The organism is Streptomyces sp. NPDC087420 (assembly GCF_044744165.1).
GTDB lineage: Bacteria > Actinomycetota > Actinomycetes > Streptomycetales > Streptomycetaceae > Streptomyces.
In genome coordinates this window covers 167,609-187,020 of sequence record NZ_JBIUXU010000006.1, presented here as the reverse complement: position 1 = coordinate 187,020, position 19,412 = coordinate 167,609, and the positions used below count along the sequence as shown (strand labels likewise).

At 74.0% G+C, this 19,412-nt stretch carries 1 protein-coding gene; it reads right to left on the bottom strand.

The annotated features are described in order from the left end of the window. Positions 1 to 4: 4 nt before the first annotated feature. Positions 5 to 19,273, bottom strand: coding sequence for an amino acid adenylation domain-containing protein (locus ACIO1C_RS14140; RefSeq protein ID WP_401862570.1), 19,269 nt, complete (start codon positions 19,271 to 19,273; stop codon positions 5 to 7). Positions 19,274 to 19,412: the final 139 nt, after the last annotated feature.

Sequence of the window (19,412 nt, the reverse complement as noted above, 5' to 3'; positions counted from 1 at the left end):
CTTGTTACGAACGTGCGCCGGCGCGTGCCACCAGCGCTTCCAGGGCCCGGAACCACGTCTCCGCGAGATCCCTGACATCTTCCTCGTCCAGCACTCCGGCCGGCCAGGACCAGTGTGCCGCGAGAACCGGCCCTTCGGGGCGGTCCTCCGTGACGACGTTGATGCCGAGGGCGTGGCCCTCGCGCATCGACGGTTCGGAGCCGATGTCGGCCGCGTCCTCCTCGGGCGCGTACGACCAGTCGGTCGCCTCGGGGATGCTGAAGCGTCCCAGGTAGTTGAACTCGATCCGCGGCGGCTCCAGCGCGGCGAGCACCGGGGCCGTACGGGGGTTGAGGTGGCGGAGCATGCCGTAGCCGACGCCGTTGGCCGGCAGCCCGCCCAGGTGGCGCTTGACCCGCTCCAGCGCCTCGTCCACCGCCGGGCCGCCCGCGAAGGCGTCGGCCAGGTCGACGGGGCCCGGGTCGAGGCGGACCGGGAAGACGCTGGTGAACCAGCCGACCGTACGGGACAGGTCCGCGTCGCCGGTCAACTCCTCCTCGCGGCCGTGGCCTTCGAGGTCGACCAGCACCCCGCCCGTCGTACCCCGGCGGCGGAGCCAGTCCGTCAGCGCGAGTCCGAGGCCGGTGAGCAGGACGTCGTTGACCGTCGCGCCGAGGGCGGCCGGGGCCGTGGACAGCAGCGGGTCGGTGTGTTCCGGCGGGAGGCGCAGCGCCACCTCCCGTACGGTGCCGGTGGTGTCGCGCTCCGGGTCCAGCGGGCGGAGCAGCGGGAGCGGCTCGGCGCCGTCCAGGATGCCGGTCCAGAAGGGGAGTTCGGCCTCCCGGGCGGGATCCTGCGCCAGCTCGGTGAGTTGGTGCGACCACTGGCGGAACGACGTCTCCACGGGAGCCAGTTCGGCCGGCCGGCCCTCGACGACGTCCTGCCAGGCCGCCGCCAGGTCGGGCAGCAGGATCCGCCAGGAGACGCCGTCGACCAGCAGGTGATGGGCCATCAGGAGCAGTCGGCCGGGGCGGTCGCCCGTGTCGAACCAGACGGCCTTGACGGCGTCGCCCGTCTCGGGGTCGAGAGCGGCCCTGGCGGCGTGGGCCCGGTCGGCGACGAGGGCGCCGAGGGCGTCCGTGTCGTTCGCGTCGAGCCCGGTCGCGTCGATGCGTTCGATCCAGCGGTCGGAGTCGAATCCGTCGGCCGGCGGGACGTCCAGGGTCCAGTGCGGGGTGTGTGTCGTGACGGTCGGGTTGGTCGTGCGGGTCGTGCCGGTTGTCGCGGTGGTGGCCGTACGGACCAGGCTCGCCCGCAGCATGTCGTGCCGGCCCGCCAGCGCCCGCAGGACGGCCGCCAGCTTCGGGCGGTCGAGTGCGGCGGGGGTCTGGACCAGGGCCGCCTGGTGGTAGCCCTCGAAGGGGCCGCCCAGTTCGCGCAGCCAGTGCATGACGGGGGTCGGCGGGACGCCGCCCGTGCCGTCGTCCGGAGTACGGGCCACCGGGGCCGCCGCCTGTTCCGTGGCGACGGCGCACAGGCCCGCGACCGTACGGTGCCGGAAGACCAGGCGCGGCGTGATGCGCAGCCCGGCCCCCCTGGCCCGGCTGACCAGTTGCATGGCCACGATGCTGTCGCCGCCGAGGGTGAAGAAGTCGTCGTCGGCGCCGACCTGTTCGAGGCCGAGGACGTCGGCGAAGACGGCCGCCAGGGTCTTCTCCTGGGGGGTGGCGGGCGGCCGTCCCGTGGAGAGGGCGGTGAAGTCGGGCGCGGGCAGGGCCGCGCGGTTGAGCTTGCCGTTGGCGAGCTGCGGCAGCCGGTCCAGCAGGACGACGGCCGCGGGCACCATGTAGTCGGGCAGGTGCTGGGCGGCGTGGCCGCGCAGCCGGGCCGCGTCGGGGGTGCGTCCGGCCACCGGGACGACATGGGCGACCAGTTGCTGGCGCGGTCCGTCCTGACGGGCCGTCACCACGACCTGTGCCGTGTCCGGGTGGCGGTCGAGGACGGATTCGATCTCGGCGAGTTCGACGCGGAAGCCACGGATCTTGACCTGGTCGTCGGCGCGGCCGAGGTAGTCCAGCATCCCGCCGGGGGTCCAGCGCGCGAGGTCGCCCGTGCGGTAGAGCCGGGAGCCCGGGGTGCCGAACGGGTCGGCGACAAACCGTTCCGCGGTCAGGGCGGGGCGGTCGAGATAGCCGCGCGCCAGGCCGCCGCCGGCGAGGTACAGCTCGCCGGTGACACCGGGGGGTACGGGCCGGAGCCGGTCGTCCAGCACATAGGCCCGGGTGCCCGCCACCGGGCGGCCGACCAGGGGCCGGTCGCTGTCGCGGACCCGCGCCACCAAGGCGTCGACGGTCGACTCGGTGGGCCCGTACAGGTTGAAGACCTCCGTGCCGCGCAGCCCCCGCAGCCTGTCCCACAGTGCCCGCGGTACGGCCTCCCCGCCGACGCCGACCACCGCGAGGGGGCAGGTGTCGCCGGAGACCAGGCCCGTGTCGGCCATCTGGGCGAAGAACGAGGGGGTGACCTCCAGGAAGTCGAAGCCGTGGGTGACGACGGCCGCCGCGAGCAGTTCGGGGTCGCGGCGGGTCTCCTCGGACACGACGTGCACGCAGTGGCCGTCCAGGAGCCACAACTGGGGCTGCCAGGACGCGTCGAACGAGAACGACCAGGCGTGCCCGGCCCGCAGATGACGCCGGCCGGTCGCGGCGACGGCGGGTGCGTAGAGGGTCTCGCGGTGGCTGTGGAAGAGGTTGCCGACGGTCTCGTGGGTGACGACCACGCCCTTGGGGCGGCCGGTGGAGCCGGAGGTGTAGATCAGGTACGCCGGGTGGCCCGGGGTGAGCGGTGCGGTGCGGTCGTCGTCGGTGAGGTCCCGTCCGTCCGCCTCCGCGAGGCGGGTGACGGTCCCGGGGGCGTCGAGCTCCAGGACCGGCACCTCCGACTCCGGCAGCAGTGGGGCGAGTTCGCGGGTGGTCAGGGTCAGGACGGGCCGGGCGTCGGCGAGCAGGTCGGCGGTGCGGGCGGCGGGGGCGTCGGTGTCGACGGGCAGGTACGCGGCCCCCGCCTTCTGCACGGCCAGGATCGCCGCGAGGTAGTGGGCGGAGCGGGGCAGGGCGAGCGCGACGAACCGCTCGGGTCCCGCGCCCTGTTCGACCAGCAGGCGGGCCAACCGGTTGACGTACGTGTTGAGTTCGGCGTAGGTCAGTTCGACGCCGTCGGACGCGACGGCGGGCTCCCCGGGAGACAGCCGTACCTGCCGCTCGAACAGCGCGGGCACGGTGGTCGGCGGGGCCGGCAGGGCGCGGGCGTTCCACTCGTGCAGGATCCGGTGGCGCTCACTGTCGCCGAGGATGTCGATCCCGCCCAGCGGCTGGTCGGGGTCGGCGGCGACGGCGCGCAGCAGGCGGTGCAGCCGGTCGGCGAGGGCCTGCGCCGTCGACCGGTCGTACAGGTCGGTGCTGTATTCGAGGACGCCGTGCACCCCGCCGCCGTCGGCCTCCTCCACGAAGTCGAAGGAGAGGTCGAACTTGGCGGTGTCCTGGCCGGTCTCCTCCTCGCGGAGGTTGAGTCCGGGCAGCGCGGGGCCGCCGGAACCGGCCGCCAGGTAGACGACCATGACCTGGAACAGCGGGTGCCTGGCGAGCGAGCGCGGGGGGTTGAGCACCTCCACCAGCCGTTCGAAGGGCACGTCCTGGTGGTCGTACGCGGCGAGGTCCGTGTCCCGGACGCGGGCCAGCAGCTCGCGGAAGCCGGGGTCGCCCGAGGTGTCGGTGCGCAGGACCAGCGTGTTGAGGAAGAAGCCGACCATGTCCTCCAGCGCCTCGTCCGTGCGCCCGGCGATGGGGCTGCCGAGGGGGATGTCGGTGCCGGCGCCGAGCCGGGTGAGCAGCGCCGCCACGGCGGCCTGGACCAGCATGAACATACTGACCTCGCCGCCGCGCGCCAGTTCCCGGAGGGAGCCTGCGAGTTCGGGGTCGAAGGTGAGGTCGACTGACCCGCCCCGGTAGCTGGCCTCCTGCGGGCGCGGCCGGTCGGTGGGCAGGGCGAGTTCCTCGGGCAGTCCCTCCAGGGCCCGCTTCCAGTGGGCGAGTTGGCGGGCGGCCAGGCTGTCGGGGTCCCGCTCGTCGCCGAGGGCGTCCCGCTGCCACAGGGTGTAGTCGGCGTACTGCACGGGCAGCGGCGCCCACTGCGGGGCGAGTCCGGCGGCCCGGGCGGTGTAGGCGGTGGTGAGGTCGCGGGTCAGGGGCAGCTCGGACCATTCGTCACCGGCGATGTGGTGGACGAGGACGAGGAGGACGTACTCGTCCTCACCCAGCTCGAACACCGTGACACGCAGCGGGGGTTCACGGTCCAGGGCGAAGCCGTGGGACGCGGCGTCGGCGAGCAGGCCCGCGAGGCTCTCCTCGTCGGTGGGGACAACGTCCACGGCGAGGTCGTACGAGCCGGGGGTGAGGATCCGCTGGTAGGCGGTGCCGTCCTCGTCGGGGAAGACCGTGCGCAGCGTCTCGTGCCGCTCCGCCAGGTCGGCGACGGCGGCGCGCAGCGCCGTGGTGTCCAGCGCGCCGGTCAGCCGCCAGACGGACGGGATGTTGTACGTGGAGCTGGGCCCCTCCACCTGGTGGAGCACCCAGAGCCGCTGTTGCGCCGACGAGAGGGGCAGCCGGTCAGGCCGGGTCCTGGGGACGAGCGGGGGCCGGGGCGCGCCGCCCTCCCCGTCGGTCGCGGCGGTCCGCCGGGCCAGTTCGGCGACGGTGGGCGCGTCGAAGACCGTACGCAGTGAGATCGGCGTACCGAGCGCGGAGCGGATCCTGGCGACGAGCCGCATCGCGAGCAGTGAGTGCCCGCCGAGGGCGAAGAAGTTGTCGTCGACGCCGACCCGTTCGACGCCGAGGACTTCGGCGAACTGCTCGCAGAGGATCTCCTCGCGCGGGGTGCGGGGGCGCCGGCCCTCGGGCACGGCGGTGACGTCGGGGGCGGGCAGGGCGGCGCGGTCCAGCTTGCCGCTGACACTCCTGGGCAGCGCCGTCAGCGGGACGAAGGCGGCGGGCACCATGTGGGCGGGGAGCGCGGAGGCGACGTGGGCGCGCAGTTCGGCGGAGCCGGGGACGCGCGCCGCGTCCGCCGGGACGAGGTAGGCGACCAGCCGGCGGACCCCGGGGGTGTCCTCGCGGACGATCACGGCGGCGGCGGCCACGTCGGGGTGTGCGGCGACCAGGGCCTCGATCTCGCCCAGCTCGATGCGGAATCCGCGCAGTTTCACCTGGTCGTCCGCCCGGCCCAGGAATTCGAGCGTGCCGTCGGCGCGGCGCCTGGCCCGGTCGCCGGTGCGGTACATCCGGCTGCCGGGGGCGCCGAACGGGTCGGCGGTGAAGCGTTCCGCGGTGAGGGCGGCCCGGTGCAGGTAGCCGCGGGCGAGTCCCTCCCCGGCGAGGTACAGCTCTCCCGCCACGCCGACCGGGACCGGCCGGAGCACGGCGTCGAGGACGTGGGCGCGGATGTTGGCGAGCGGGGCGGCCCACGTACCGCTGTCACCGCCGCGCCCGCCGTCGTTGCTGTGCCCGCTGCCGCCGCTGTGCCAGCCGTAGGCGTCGACGGCGGACTCGGTGGGTCCGTACAGGTCGTGCACCACCGTGCCCGGCAGGGCGCGGAGCTGTTCCCACAGGGGGGCGGGGGTGGCCTCGCCGCCGACGGCGAGGACCGAGGGCACATGACCGCCCGGTGCCAGGAAGCCGTGGTGGGTCAGTTCCTTGAGGTAGGTCGGGGTGACGTCGAGGAAGTCGATGTGCGGGTCGGCGAGTTGGGCGAGGAGGGCGGCCGGGTCGGTCATCGTGGTCTCGTCCACGACGTGCAGTTCGTGTCCGGCGAGGAGCCAGAGCAGCGGTTCCCAGGAGCCGTCGAAGCTGAACGAGGCCGCGTGCAGGGCGCGCAGGACGGTCCGTCCCGCCGCGCGCTCGGCGGGCAGGATCAGGTCCTCGTGGTGGGAGGCGAAGAGGTTGCTGAGGCCTCGGTGGGTGCCGATGACACCCTTGGGGCGGCCGGTGGAGCCGGAGGTGAAGATGAGGTAGGCGGCGCTCGCGGGGTGGGGGGCCGGCGCGGTCAGGGGGCCACCGTCCGTCTCCTCCGCCTCCTCGGCTTCCTCCGCCTCGTCGGCGAGGAGGGTGTCCAGCAGGACGTGCGCGTGGCCGGTCTCCGGCAGCCTCGCCGCCAGGTCCTCGGTGGTGAGGACGCACAGCGGCGCCGCGTCGGTCAGCATGAACTCCAGCCGGCCGGCCGGGTATTCGGGGTCGAGCGGCAGGTAGGCGGCGCCCGAGGCGAGGACGCCGAGGATCGCCGGCACCATCTCGGCCCTGGGCAGGGCCAGGCCGACGACCGTCTCGGGGGTGGCGCCGCGCCGCAGCAGGGCGCGGGTCACGGCGCCGGCCTTCGCGGACAGCTCGGCGAAGGTCAGCCGCCCGCTCGCGGTGACCAGGGCGGTCGCGTCGGGACGGTTCCGTACCGCCGCCGCGAACAGCTCGGGGACGCTGCGGGTCTCGATCGGCCGGTCCGTGTTGTTCCAGGTGGTCAGGGCCGCCGCGGCCTCGCCGTCGGTGAGCACCCGCAGGGCTCCGACGGCCTGTTCCGGCGCCTCGGCGACCTGCGCCAGCAGGCCCACCAGGCGTTCGGCGAGGCCGGCCGCCGTGCCGGGGTCGACCAGGTCGGCGGCGTACTCCAGGAGCAGCACGAGCGACCGGTCACCGCCGTGGTCCACGAAGGTGAAGTCGAGGTCGAACTTGGCCATGCCGGTGTCCATGTCGTACCACTCGGTCTCCAGGCCCAGCAGGTCCGGATCGCCGTCGGGACGGTAGTGGTAGCCGAGCATGACCTGGAAGAGCGGGTTGCGGTCCGCCACGCGCGCCGGGTTGACCGCCTCGACGACCCGGTCGAAGGGCAGGTCCTGGTGCTCGAAGGCCGCGAGCGCGGATTCCCGTACCCGCGCGAGCAGTTCGGCGAAGGTCGGATCGCCGGTCAGGTCCGTGCGGAGCACGAGCGTGTTGACGAAGAAGCCGACGAGGTCGTCCACGGCCGCGTCCGTGCGGCCCGCGATGGGCGCGCCGAGCGGGATGTCGTCACCGGCGCCGAGGCGGTGCAGCAGGGTGGCGGTGGCGGCCTGGAACAGCATGAACATGCTGACGCCCTGGGCGCCGGCCAGCTCCCGCAGGGCGCTGCCCGTCCGGGCCGGCAGTTCGACCCGTACGACTCCGGCGTGGCCGGTGGCCTGTGCGGGGCGGCCGCGGTCCAGCGGCAGGACGAGGTCCTCGGGCAGGTCGCGCAGGGTCGCGGTCCAGTAGGCGAGCTGCCGCTCCCCCACCTCCTCCAGGAGGCGGTCCTGCCAGAGGGTGTAGTCGGCGTACTGCACCGGCAGGGGGGCCCAGCTCGGCGCCTGCCCCTCGGTCCGTGCCGCGTAGGCGGTGTTGAGGTCGGCGAGGAACGGGCGGTCGGACCACTCGTCCGTGGTGATGTGGTGGAGCACGACGGCCACCACCTGGTCGGCGGGGCCGAGGCGCAACACCTCGGCCCGCAGCGGCAGTTCGGTGCTCAGGTCGAAGGGGCGGCGCTGCGCCTCCTCGACCCGCGCGGCCAGTTCGGCCTCGGTGCAGTCGGAGACGACCAGAGCGGGACGGGCCTCGCCGGCGGGGACGATCCGCTGGTACGGCTCGCCCTCGTGCTCCTCGAAGCGTGTACGGAGGGCTTCGTGACGCCCCGTCACATCGTGCAGCGCGAGGCGCAGCGCGTCGAGGTCGAGGGTCCCGCGCAGCCGGAAGACCAGCGGGAAGTTGTAGGCGACTCCGTCACCGGTGATCTTCTCGACCAGCCAGAGCCGCCGCTGGGCGGCCGACAGCGGGACGCGGCCGGGGCGTCGCGCGGCGGGTTCCAGGACCGGGCGGGCGGGCTGCCGGCCGTCGGGCCGGCCGGCGAGGAGCTCCGGGGTCGGGGCCTCGAAGAGGTCGCGGATGGCGAGTTCGGCGCCCAGTTCGGTGCGGGCGCGGCTGATGAGCCGGGTGGCGAGCAGCGAGTGCCCGCCGAGGTCGAAGAAGTTGTCCTCGGCGCCCACGCCGGGCAGTCCGAGCACGTCGGCGAAGAGCCGGCACAGGATCTCTTCGCGGGGGGTGCGCGGGCCGCGGCCCTCTCCCCGGGCGACGGCGGGCTCGGGCTCGGGCAGCGCCCGGACGTCGAGCTTGCCGTTGCCGGTCATCGGGAGGCGCGGCAGGACGGCGAAGGCGGCGGGCACCATGTAGTCGGGCAGCGACTCCTTGAGGTCGTCGCGCAGCTGCCGTACGAGACCGCCCGCGCCGCGGGTGGTGGCCGGGGTGTTGGCGTAGGGCGGGGTGCCGCCCTGGGGGCGGTGGAGGCCGGCGGTCAGGCGCGGGGCCGGGCCGTCGTCCCGTACGAACACCGCTTCGTAATGGCCGAGTTCGGCGGACCAGGTGGTGAGGGTGAAGTACCCGGGGCCGGCGGCCAGATCGCGCAGCGCTTCGGGCTCCACTCCCCCGGCCGGTACGGCGTGCGGACGGCCGGTGTCCAGGGCGCGCAGGGCGGCCAGTTCGCCGGCGGTACGGGCGTCGGGGATGCCGGTGACGCGCAGGTGACCGGGGCGCCGGTCGCGCAGGTGCCGTACGAGGGTGTCCTCGTCGGTCCAGCCGGTCACGGGCGCGTCGGTGAGCCGGAGGGGGCCGTCCGCGCCGGGCGACTCCGGGTCCGCGCCGGGCGATTCCCGGTCGGCGCCGGGCGCTTCCCGGTCGGCGCCGGGCGATTCCCGGTCGGCGCCGGGCGATTCCCGGTAGAGGACGGCGTCGTAGCGGTGGCGGGTCAGTTCGTTCTGGTGGCGGCCCGCCTTGGTACGCAGGTCGACGCCGAAGCCGAGGGTGCTGAAGTAGTCGGGGTCGACGAGGAGTTCCTTCTCCAGCGCGATGCCCCGGTCCACGGCCCGCCGTACGGTCGCGGCGTCCGTGCCCTCGTCGGCGCGGGTGAGCTGGATCGCGGCCTGGAAGGCGCGGGCGAGGCGCAGGTTGCGTACGTCACCGACGAACAGGGCGCCGCCGGGGACGAGGAGGTCCATGGCGCCGGTGATGACCTCGGTGAGGTGGTCGACGCTCGGGAAGTACTGGATGACGGAGTTGATGACGACGGTGTCGAAGAAGCCGGTGGGCAGCCCGTCGGTGATGTGGGCGGCCTGGGCCCGCAGTTCGACCTTGGCGGCCAGCTCCGGGTCCTGCCGCAGGTCCTCGCCGATCTTGCGGATGACGGGCGCGGCGAAGTCCGTGGCCCAGTACGCCTCCGCGTCCGGCGCGAGCTGCGAGAGGAGCAGCCCGGAGCCGACGCCGATCTCCAGGATGCGGCGGGGGCGCAGCGAGCGGATGCGCTCGACCGTGGCGGCCCGCCACTCGCGCATGTCCTCCAGCGGGATGGGGGCTCCGTCGTACGAGCTGTCCCAGCCCGCGAAGTCCTCGGTGAACACGGCGGTGTTGATCTCGGTGTACTCGGCGGAGTAGATCTCCTGCCATTCGCCGATCTGCTCGCGTTCCGCCTCTTCCTTCGCGGCGCCGGTGAGTTCGGCCGGGACGACATAGCCGATGAGGCGCTGGGTGCCGGGCGCGGACGGGTCGTCGCGGGCGATGACGGCGGCCTGGGCGACCTGCGGGTGCCGGTCGAGCGCGGCCTCGATCTCGCCGAGTTCGACGCGGTAGCCGCGCACCTTGACCTGGTCGTCGGTACGGCCGAGGAAGTCCAGGTTGCCGTCGGGGCGGCGGCGTACGAGGTCGCCGGTGCGGTACATCCGCTCGCCGGGCTCGCCGAACGGGTCGGCGACGAAGCGTTCGGCGGTCAGGCCGGGGCGGTCGAGGTAGCCGCGGGCGAGGCCGGCCCCGGCGATGTACAGCTCGCCGGGGACACCGTCCTGGACGGGCCGCAGCCAGGCGTCCAGGAGGTGGGCGCGGGTGGCGCGGATCGGGCGGCCGACGGTCGGGGTGGCGCTGTCGTCCGTACCGCCGCCGAGGGTGTTGATGGTGTATTCGGTGGGGCCGTACAGGTTGTAGCCGTACGTGCCCTCGGTGTCGCGCAGCCGGTTCCAGACGGTCTCGGTGACGGCCTCGCCGCCGAGCAGGACCAGCGGGGGCCGGTGGCCCTCCAGCAGGCCTTCCTCGATGAGGAGATGGGCGTAGGTCGGGGTGACGTTGACGACGTCGATCCGCTGTTCCTCGCAGTACGCGACGAGCGCCTCGGCGTCGCGGCGCAACTCCTCGTCACAGATGTGCACTTCGTGGCCCTCGACGAGCCAGAGCAGTTCCTCCCAGGACATGTCGAAGGCGAAGGACACGGTGTGCGCGATCCGGAGCCGCCGGCCGCCGGCCGAGGCGATGGCGGGGCCGAAGATCTCCTTCTGGTGGTTGAGCCGCATGTTGGTCAGGCCCCGGTAGGGCGTGACGACGCCCTTGGGGCGGCCGGTGGAGCCTGAGGTGTAGATGACGTACGCCGGGTGGTCCAGGGCGAAGTCGACGTGCACCGGTTCCGCGGGGAGCGCGGCGAGTTCGGCGACGACCTCGGGGTCGTCCAGCAGGACACGGGGAACGTCGCCCTCCAGCGTCCCTGACACGGCGGCCGTGGAGAGCAGGAGGAGCGGCCGGGCGTCTTCGAGCATGAGCGCGAGGCGGTCGGCCGGGTGGTCGAGCTCCAGGGGGAGGTACGCGGCGCCGGTGCGCAGGACGGCGAAGAGCGCGACGACCATGTCGAGGGAGCGCGGCAGTCCGAGCGCCACCACCCGCTCGGGAGCGGCGCCCCGGGCGATCAGCAGCCGGGCCGTCCGGTCGCAGCGCGCGTCGAGTTCGGCGTAGGTGAGCGTGCGGGTGCCGAAGACGAGCGCGGTGGCGTCGGGGGTACGGGCGGCCTGGGCGGCGAGGAGGTCGGCGACGGTCTCGTCGGGGACGGGCTGGCGGCTCGCGGCGTTCTCCCGTACCAGCGTGGCCCGTTCGGCGGGCAGCAGCGGGTCGAGGCGCCCGACGGGCGCGGCGGGGTCGGCGGTCAGACCGTCCAGGAGCTGCGTGAAGCGGGCCAACAGGGTTTCGGCGTAGGGGTGTTCGATGAGGTCGGGGCGGTAGGAGAGGGTGATCCGCACCCGATGTCCCGGCGTGACGACGAGGTTGACCGGGTAGTGCGTGGCGTCGACGTTGGCGACGGCGGTGGCGCCGTGCAGGTCGCGCAGTCCGGCGAGCCGCTCCTCGGTGTCGGCGTTGCGCAGCACGAACAGGGTGTCGAAGAGCCTGCGGTGGCCGGTCTCGGCCTGGAGGACGCCGAGGCCCAGGTATTCGTGCGGCATGAGGGCGAGCCGTTCGCCCTGGATCCGGCGGAGCAGGTCGAGGACCGGTTCGGCCGGGTCGAAGGCGATGCGGGCGGGCACGGTGTTGAGGAACATGCCGATGACGTTCTCGACGTCCGGCACCTCGCTCGGGCGGCCCGCCACCGTCGTACCGAACACGACGTCGGTGCGGCCGGTGGCGCCGGCGAGGGCAAGACCCCAGGCGGCGTTCAGGACGGTGTTGAGGGTCAGGCCGTGGCGGCGCGCGGTGTCGCGCAGCCGGTCGCCGGCCTCCGCGGTCAGGTCGGTGTCGAGGCTCCGCGGGATGACGGGTTCGAGCCCCCGGTCGGCCGCGGCGGGGACGAGCAGGGTGGGCTCGTCCAGTCCGTCGAGGGCGGTGCGCCAGGCGGTGGTGGCGTCCTCCTCGTCCTGCTGGTCCAGCCAGGTCAGGTAGTCACGGTAGGAGCCGGGGCACGGCAGGCCCCGGGCGTCGCCGCCGTTCTCGTACAGGGCGAACAGCTCGTCCAGGAACAGCCACGCGGACCAGCCGTCCCAGAGGATGAGGTGGCGGCCGACGACCAGCCGGTCGCCGCGCTCCTCGCCGAGGCGGATCAGCAGCATCCGGAAGAGCAGCGGGCGGGTGAGGTCGAAGCGGCGGGAGCGCTCCTCGTCCATCAACGCGCGCAGCCGCACGTCCTGTTCGGCGGCCGGGAGGGCGGCGAGGTCGACCTCTTCGAGGGGGATCGCCGGGTCCTTGACGATGAACTGGACGGGCTGGCGCAGCCCTTCACTGGTGAACCCGGCCCGCAGGCTGGGGTTGCGGGCCAGCAGCACCTTCATGGCGGCGCGCAGACGCCCGGTGTCGACGCGGGCGGCGAGGTCGAACGACTCGTGGACGGTGTAGACGTCCAGGGCGCTGTTGTCGTACGTGGAGTGGAAGAACAGGCCTTCCTGGAGCGGCGCGAGGGGCCAGATGTCCTCGACGGCGCCGGGGGCGATCCGCTCGACGCGGGCCGTCTCCTCGGGGGTGAGCGAGAAGGAGTCCGTACGGTCCCGTTCGGCCCGCTCGTCCGTCGTCGCCTCGGGGTCGAGGGTCGCGGCGGCCGCCGCGAGGGCGGCCGGGGTGCGGTGCTCGAAGATGTCGCGGGGGCTCAGGCCGAGGCCCGCGCGCCGGGCGCGGCTGGAGACGCCGATGGAGCTGATGCTGTCGCCGCCGAGGAGGAAGAAGTCGTCGTCCACCGAGACGTCCGCCACTTTGAGGACGGCCGCGAAGATGTCGGTGAGCGCCTGCTCCCGGGCGTCCTTCGGGGCGCGGGCGGCGGCGCGGACGGTGGTCGGGGCGGGCAGGGCGGTGCGGTCCAGCTTGCCGCTGGGGGTGAGGGGCAGGGCGCCGAGGACGACGTAGGCGGTGGGCACCATCGGGGCGGGCAGGGCGCCGGTGAGGAAGGCCTGGAGCGCGGGCGCGTCCAGGTCGTGGCCCGTCGCGGGGACCACGTACGCCACGAGTGTGTTCTCGCGGACGGTCACGGCGGTCTGGGAGACGCCGGGCGCGCCGAGAAGAGCGGCCTCGATCTCGCCGGGTTCGACGCGGTTGCCGCGCAGTTTGACCTGCCGGTCGGTGCGGCCGAGGTACTCGACGGTGCCGTCGGCGCGGCGCAGGACCAGGTCGCCGGTGCGGTACATCCGGGTGCCGGGCGGGCCGTACGGGTCGGCCGTGAAGCGCTCGGCGGTCAGCGCGGCGCGGCCGTGGTAGCCGCGGGCCAGCTGGACGCCGGTCAGGTACAGCTCGCCGGGGACGCCGGCCGGGGCGGGGCGCAGGCAGGCGTCGAGGACACGCAGGCCGGTGTTCCAGACGGGCTGCCCGATGGGCACAGTGGTGCCGGCCTCAGCGTCGTCCGCGTACGCGTGGTGCGTGACGTCGACGGCCGCCTCGGTGGGGCCGTACAGGTTGTGCAGAGGCACGCCGGTGAGCGCGTGCCAGCGGCGCGCGGCGGAGACGGTCAGGGCCTCGCCGCTGCTCAGGACGCGGCGCAGGGTGGTGGCCCAGGCCGGGTCGCCGGTGACCTCGTCGGCCGCCAGGAACGCGTCGAGCATGGACGGCACGAAGTGCATCGTGGTGACGTGCCGGTCGCGGACGAGCGCGGCGAGGTAGGCGGGGTCGCGGTGGCCGTCGGGCCTGGCGAGGACAACGGCGGCGCCCTCGGTCAGCGGCCAGAAGAACTCCCACACGGACACGTCGAAGCTGGACGGTGTCTTCTGGAGCACGCGGTCGTCGGCGCGCAGGCCGAACTCGCCCTGCATCCAGGCGAGTCGGTTGACGATGGCGCGGTGGGTGACCACCACGCCCTTGGGCCGGCCGGTGGATCCGGAGGTGTAGATGAGGTAGGCGGGGTCGTCGGGTCCGGCGGCGAGCGGGGTGGCGGTCCCGGCCCGGGTGACGGTTTCGGCGGGCGCGTCTTCGTCCGGCGCGTCGAGGACCAGCGGGGTCACGCCCTGGGCCGCCGGCAGCCGGGCGGCCGACGCGGCGGTGGTGACCACCGTGGCCGCCCCCGAGTCGGTGAGCATGTGCGCCACCCGGTCGGCCGGGTAGTCCAGGTCGAGCGGAAGATAGGCGGCGCCGGACTTGAGGACGCCGAGGAGGGCGACCATCAGCTCGGTGGAGCGGGGGACGGCGACCCCGACCACCTGGTCGGGTCCGGCCCCCCGTACCCGCAGGCGCCGGGCCAGCCCCTCCGCGCGGGCGTCCAGCTCCGCGTAGGTCAGGTGCTCGTCGCCGAAGACGACCGCCGTGGCGTCCGGCGTACGGGCGGCCCGGTCCTCGAAGGCGGCGGAGAGGGTGGTGGCCGGTATCTCGCGTTCGGCGCCCGTGAGGTGAGCCTGTGACCGCTCCGCCGGGGAGAGCAGCTCGATGCGCGCGGCGGGCTGCGCGGGGTCGTCGGCCAGCGCCTCCAGGATCAGGGCGAGCCGGCCCGCGATCGCCCGGACGGTGTCGCCGTCCAGCCGCTCGGCGTGGTGCTTGAGGCGCAGGTCGAGCCGCCGGCCCGGCTTCACGATGAGGGCGAGCGGGTAGTGGACGGCGTCGTGGAACTCGTGGCCGGTGATCCGGACCGTGCCCGAGGGGTCGCGCAGGTCGGTGTCGGCGGGGTAGTTCTCGAACACCAGCAGGGTGTCGAAGAGTTCGCCGCCGCCCGCGAGGCCGGTGAGGCGCTGGATCTCCGCGAGTCCGAGGTGCTGGTGGTCCAGGAGTTGCGCCTGCTCGTCCTGGAGCCGTCCCAGGAGGGCCGCGAGGGTGTCGGCGGGGTCCCAGGTGAAGCGGGTCGGCAGGGTGTTGATGAACAGCCCGACCATCGACTCGATGCCGTCGACCTCGCCGTCCCGGCCGGAGACGGTGGTGCCGAACACCACGTCCTGGCGGCCGGTGAGCCGTCCGAGCAGCAGTCCCCAGGCGCCCTGGACGACCGTGCCCAGGGTGACACCGTGTTCGCGGGCCCGGGCGGCCAGCCGTCCCGTCGTCCGCTCGGACAGCTCGACACGGACCTGTTCCGGCCGCATCGGCGTACCGTCGGCGGGGGTGGTGACCAGCCGGGTCGGCTCGTCGAGACCGGCGAGGGCGGTGCGCCACGTGGCGCGGGCGGCCTCCCGGTCGAGACCGGCGAGCCGGCGCAGGTACGCGCGGTACGGAGCGACGCCGGGCAGCGGCGCGGTGCCGGGCCCGGAGCCGTACGACGCCATCAGCTCGCGGTGCAGCACCGGCAACGACCAACCGTCCGCGACGATGTGATGGAACGTCAGGATCAGTGCGGCCCGCTCGGGCCCGAAGCGCACGAGCGCGCAGCGCAGCAGCGGCGGCCTGGCCAGGTCGAAGCGGCGGGCGCGTTCGTCGGCGGCGACGGCCTCGGCGAGGGAGTCCCGTACGGACACGTCCTGCGCGGTCAGGTCGATCTCGCGCCAGGGCAGCGTCAGTCCGCCGGCGATGATCTGCACGGGTGCGCCGTCCGGGCCCTGCCGGAAGGCGGCGCGCAGGGGGGCGTGCCGGTCGAGGAGGTGCTGCGCGGCGGCGCGCAGGGCTTCGCCGTCGAGGGGACCCGCCAGCTCGACGACCTGCTGGACGACGTACACGTCGCGGTCGGCGCCACCGGCGAGGGAGTGGAAGTAGAAGCCCTCCTGGAGCGGGGTGAGCGGCAGCAGGTCCCGTACGGGCAGCGGGTCGGAGCCCTGGATCTCGGCGAGTTCGGCGGCGGTGACCGCGACGAGCGGTTCCTCGCGGTCGGTGGCGCCGCCGCCCGTGCGGTCGATGGCGACGGTCGCGAGCGCGGCGACCGTGCGGTGCCGGAAGACGTCGCGGGTGGTGAGCTGGATGCCCTCCTTGCGGGCCCTGATCAGCAGTTGGATCGCGGTGATGCTGTCGCCGCCGAGGGCGAGGAAGTCGTCGTCGATGGTGACGGAGCGCAGGCCGAGCACGTCCGCGTACAGGCCGCAGAGCAGCGTCTCCCGTGCGTCCCGGGGAGCGCGGCCCGAGCTGAGGGCGCCGTAGTCCGGGGTGGGCAGGGCCTTTTCGTCCAGCTTGCCGCTGGGGGTGACGGGCAGCCGGTCGAGCGGGACGAACGCCGACGGCACCATGTACTCCGGCAGCCGGTCGGTGGTGTGCGCGCGCAGGGTCTTCATCAGGGTGGTGATGTCACGGAAGGGCACGGGCCGGTTGGCGTGCGGGAAGCTCCCGCCGGGCCGGTAGAGCGTGCCGAGCGGCGCGTCGGGCGCCGCGAGGACGACGTCGAGGCTCCCGTCGTCGGCGTGGCCGTTCCAGGTGACGGCGCAGCGGTAGCCGTGCCGGGCGGCGAGGGTGTGGAACGCCTCGGGGTCGATCCCGGCGGGGGCGGGGCCGCTGCTGTCTTCCAGGGCGCGCAGCGCCGAACTGTCCTCGTCCAGGCGTCCGTTGGGCACACCGGTGACCCGGACCCGGCGGGGGTGTTCACCGAGCAGGGCGGTGAGCGCGTCGAGGCCGCCGAGCGCGGACCAGCGGATCTCCCGTGGTTCCCGCGGGTCCGGAACGGTCGTGGACAGCCCGGTCGCCGTGCCGGCGGGGCGCAGCACCACGTCGTACCGGTAGCGGCTCAGCTCGTTCTGGTGGGTGGCCCGTTTGACGAGGACGTCCGCCTCGTAGCCCGGCAGGGTGGTGAAGTAGTCGGGATCGAGGAGCAGTTCGCCCTCCCAGCGGACGGAGCGCCCGACCGCCGCGCGCAGCGCGGTCTTGTCGCTCTTGTCGTGCCCGGCCGTCCCCCGGCTCTCGACGGCGGCGCGCAGGGTCCGCAGCAGCCTCAGGTTCCGTACGTCGCCGACGAAGACGGTGCCGCCGGGCGCGAGCAGGGCCGTGACCTTGCGCAGCACCTCGGCGAGGTAGTCGGCGCTCGGGAAGTACTGGGCCACGGAGTTGATGACAACCGTGTCGAAGAACCCTTCCGGCAGGCCTTCTGTGTCATGGGCGGGCCGGGCCGACAGCTCGACGCGCGCGGCCAGTTCGGGTACGGCGCCGACCTGCGCGCGCAGCGCCCGTACCGCCTCGTGGGAGACGTCGGTGCCCCAGTACGCGTCGCTGTCCGGGGCGATCCTGGAGAGGATCAGGCCACTGCCGACGCCGATCTCCAGCACCCGGCGCCCCGGGCCGAGCGCGCGGATCCGGTCGAGGGTGGCGTCCCGCCACTCGCGCATCTCGTCGACGGGCAGGGGGGTGCCGTCGTACATGCTGTTCCAGCCGGCGAAGTTCTCGCGGAAGCCCTGGCCCTCGGACCCGGCGGCGCTGTAGAGCAGTTCGTGCAGGTCCTTCCATTCCTCGACCTGGGCGGTCTCGTCGTGGCCCGGCTCGGTGTCGAGCGAGGGGACGATGTACGCGGCGAGCCTGCGCTCGCCGGGGCGGTCCTCGCGGGCGACCACGGCGACCTGGTCAACGGCCGGGTGGCCGCGCAGCACGGACTCGATCTCGCCCGGTTCGATGCGGAAGCCCCGGATCTTGATCTGGGTGTCGGCGCGGCCGAGGAACTCCAGGCGCCCGTCGGCCTTCCACCGTACGAGGTCACCGGTGCGGTAGAGCCGCTCGCCGGGCGCGCCGAAGGGGTCGGCGACAAAGCGCTCGGCGGTGAGGGCGGGCCGGCCGAGGTAGCCGCGGGCGAGGCCCGCGCCGCCCAGGTACAGCTCCCCGGGCACGCCGGCCGGGACGGGTCGCAGGCGCGCGTCGAGGACGTAGGCCCGGGTGCCCGGGTCGGGGACGCCGATGGGAACGATCGTGCCGGCCGGGGTGTCGGGGTCGCAGAGTCCGAGGGTCGAGTTGGTGGTGGCCTCGGTCGGGCCGTACGCGTTGAACATCATGCGGCCGCGTGCGTAGCGCCCGACCAGTTCGGGCGAGACGCGCTCGGTGCCGGCCAGCAGGGTTGCGGCCGGGGGGAGTCGCACGTCGTCGGGCAGGGCGGCGAGCAGGGCGGGCGGCAGAATCATGAAGGTGATGCCGTGGGCGTTCGCGTAGTCGGCGAGGGGGGCGCCCGGCACCCGCAGTTCGCTCGGTACGACGACCAGTCTGCCGCCGGAGAGCAGGCCGAGGCAGAGGTCCCAGAAGGCCACGTCGAAGCTGGGCGAGGCGAATTGGAGCACCCTGCTCCGCGGTCCGATGCCGAAGCGCTCGCTCTGGGTGGCGACGAGCTTGGCGACGCCGGTGTGGGAGAGGACAACTCCCTTGGGGCGGCCGGTGGATCCGGAGGTGTAGATGACGTACGCGGCGTTCAGGACGGTGAGTTCACCGCCGCGGTCGGCGTCGGTGGGGTCGTGGGCGGGGCGTCCCGCCAGTTCGGTGGCGGTTTCCGGCAGGTCGAGGAGGAGCGTGGCGATCCCGTCCGCCGCGTCTTCCGCGTGCGCCCCGCCTTCCGCGTGCGCCGCGCCTTCGCCGTCGTCAGGGAGGAGTTCGGCGTCGGCCGTCGTGACCAGGCAGACCGGTCGCGCGTCCGCGAGCATGTACGCGATGCGGTCGGCCGGGTAGTCGCGGTCGACTGGCAGGTAGGCGGCGCCCGACTTGAGGACGGCGACCTCGGCGACGATCAGGTCGGCCGAGCGGGGCAGCGCGAGGGCCACGACTCGCTCGGGTCCGGCGCCGCGCGCGATCAGGGCGTGTGCGAGGCGGTTGGCCCGTTCGTTCAACTCGGCGTAGGTCAGGCGCTCTTCCCCGAAGACGAGCGCGGTCGCGCCGGGGCGCAGGCGGACCTGTTCGGCGAACATCGCGGGCCAGGTGGCGGCCGGGACGGAGTGCTCGGTGGCGTTCCATTCGACCAGCAGCCGGTGGTGCTCGTCGGGGGTGGTCAGGGCCAGTTCGGCGACCGCCGCCTCCGGCCGGGCGAGGCCGTCCGCCAGCAGGGTCTCGTAGTGGCCGAGCAGCCGGTCGACGGTCGCGTCGTCGAAGAGGTCGGTGCGGTACGTCGCCTGCACCTCGTCCGGGACGACGTCCAGCGCCAGGTCGAGCGTGCCGGGTATGTCCTCCTCCGTGCCCGCCGACCGCACCGGGGCTCCCGTGCCGGGGCCCGCGTCGAAGGCGGTGTTGAAGAACAGTCCGCCGCCGCGCGTCGGCGCCGGGCGCAGGGCCTCCACCAGCGCGCGCGGCGGCACCCGGTGCTCGCGGGCCGCCGCGAGGGCGTCCTCCACGCGCCGTACCAGCTCGCCGAAGGTGGGACCGCCGCCGAGGTCGACGCGTACCGGCAGGTTCTCGTACCCCACGGTGAGGTCGGCGGCGCCGCTGTACCGGTGCAGCAGGGCGAAGTAGGCGGCGAGCCGGGTCTCGGCCACGGCCACGGTGTCCGTGCGCCGGGTCCGTACCGACCGGTCCCCGGAGGGGGACACCGGGTAGGGGCGGTCGGCCGGCAGCGCCGTCTCGGGTGAGAGCGGTGCGAGCACGTTCCGCCAGTAACCCACTGCTTCTTCGATACCGGACACGGTGGCCGCGCCTCCCCAGGCAGGTCGGTCCCCGGTTCGGTGGAGCCCGGGTCGGGGGCCATACTAAGGTAAGGGTTACCTAATAAAAAGCACCACCCGCCCCGAGGCGCCCCAAGGCCCCTGCACTAGAGTTAAGGCC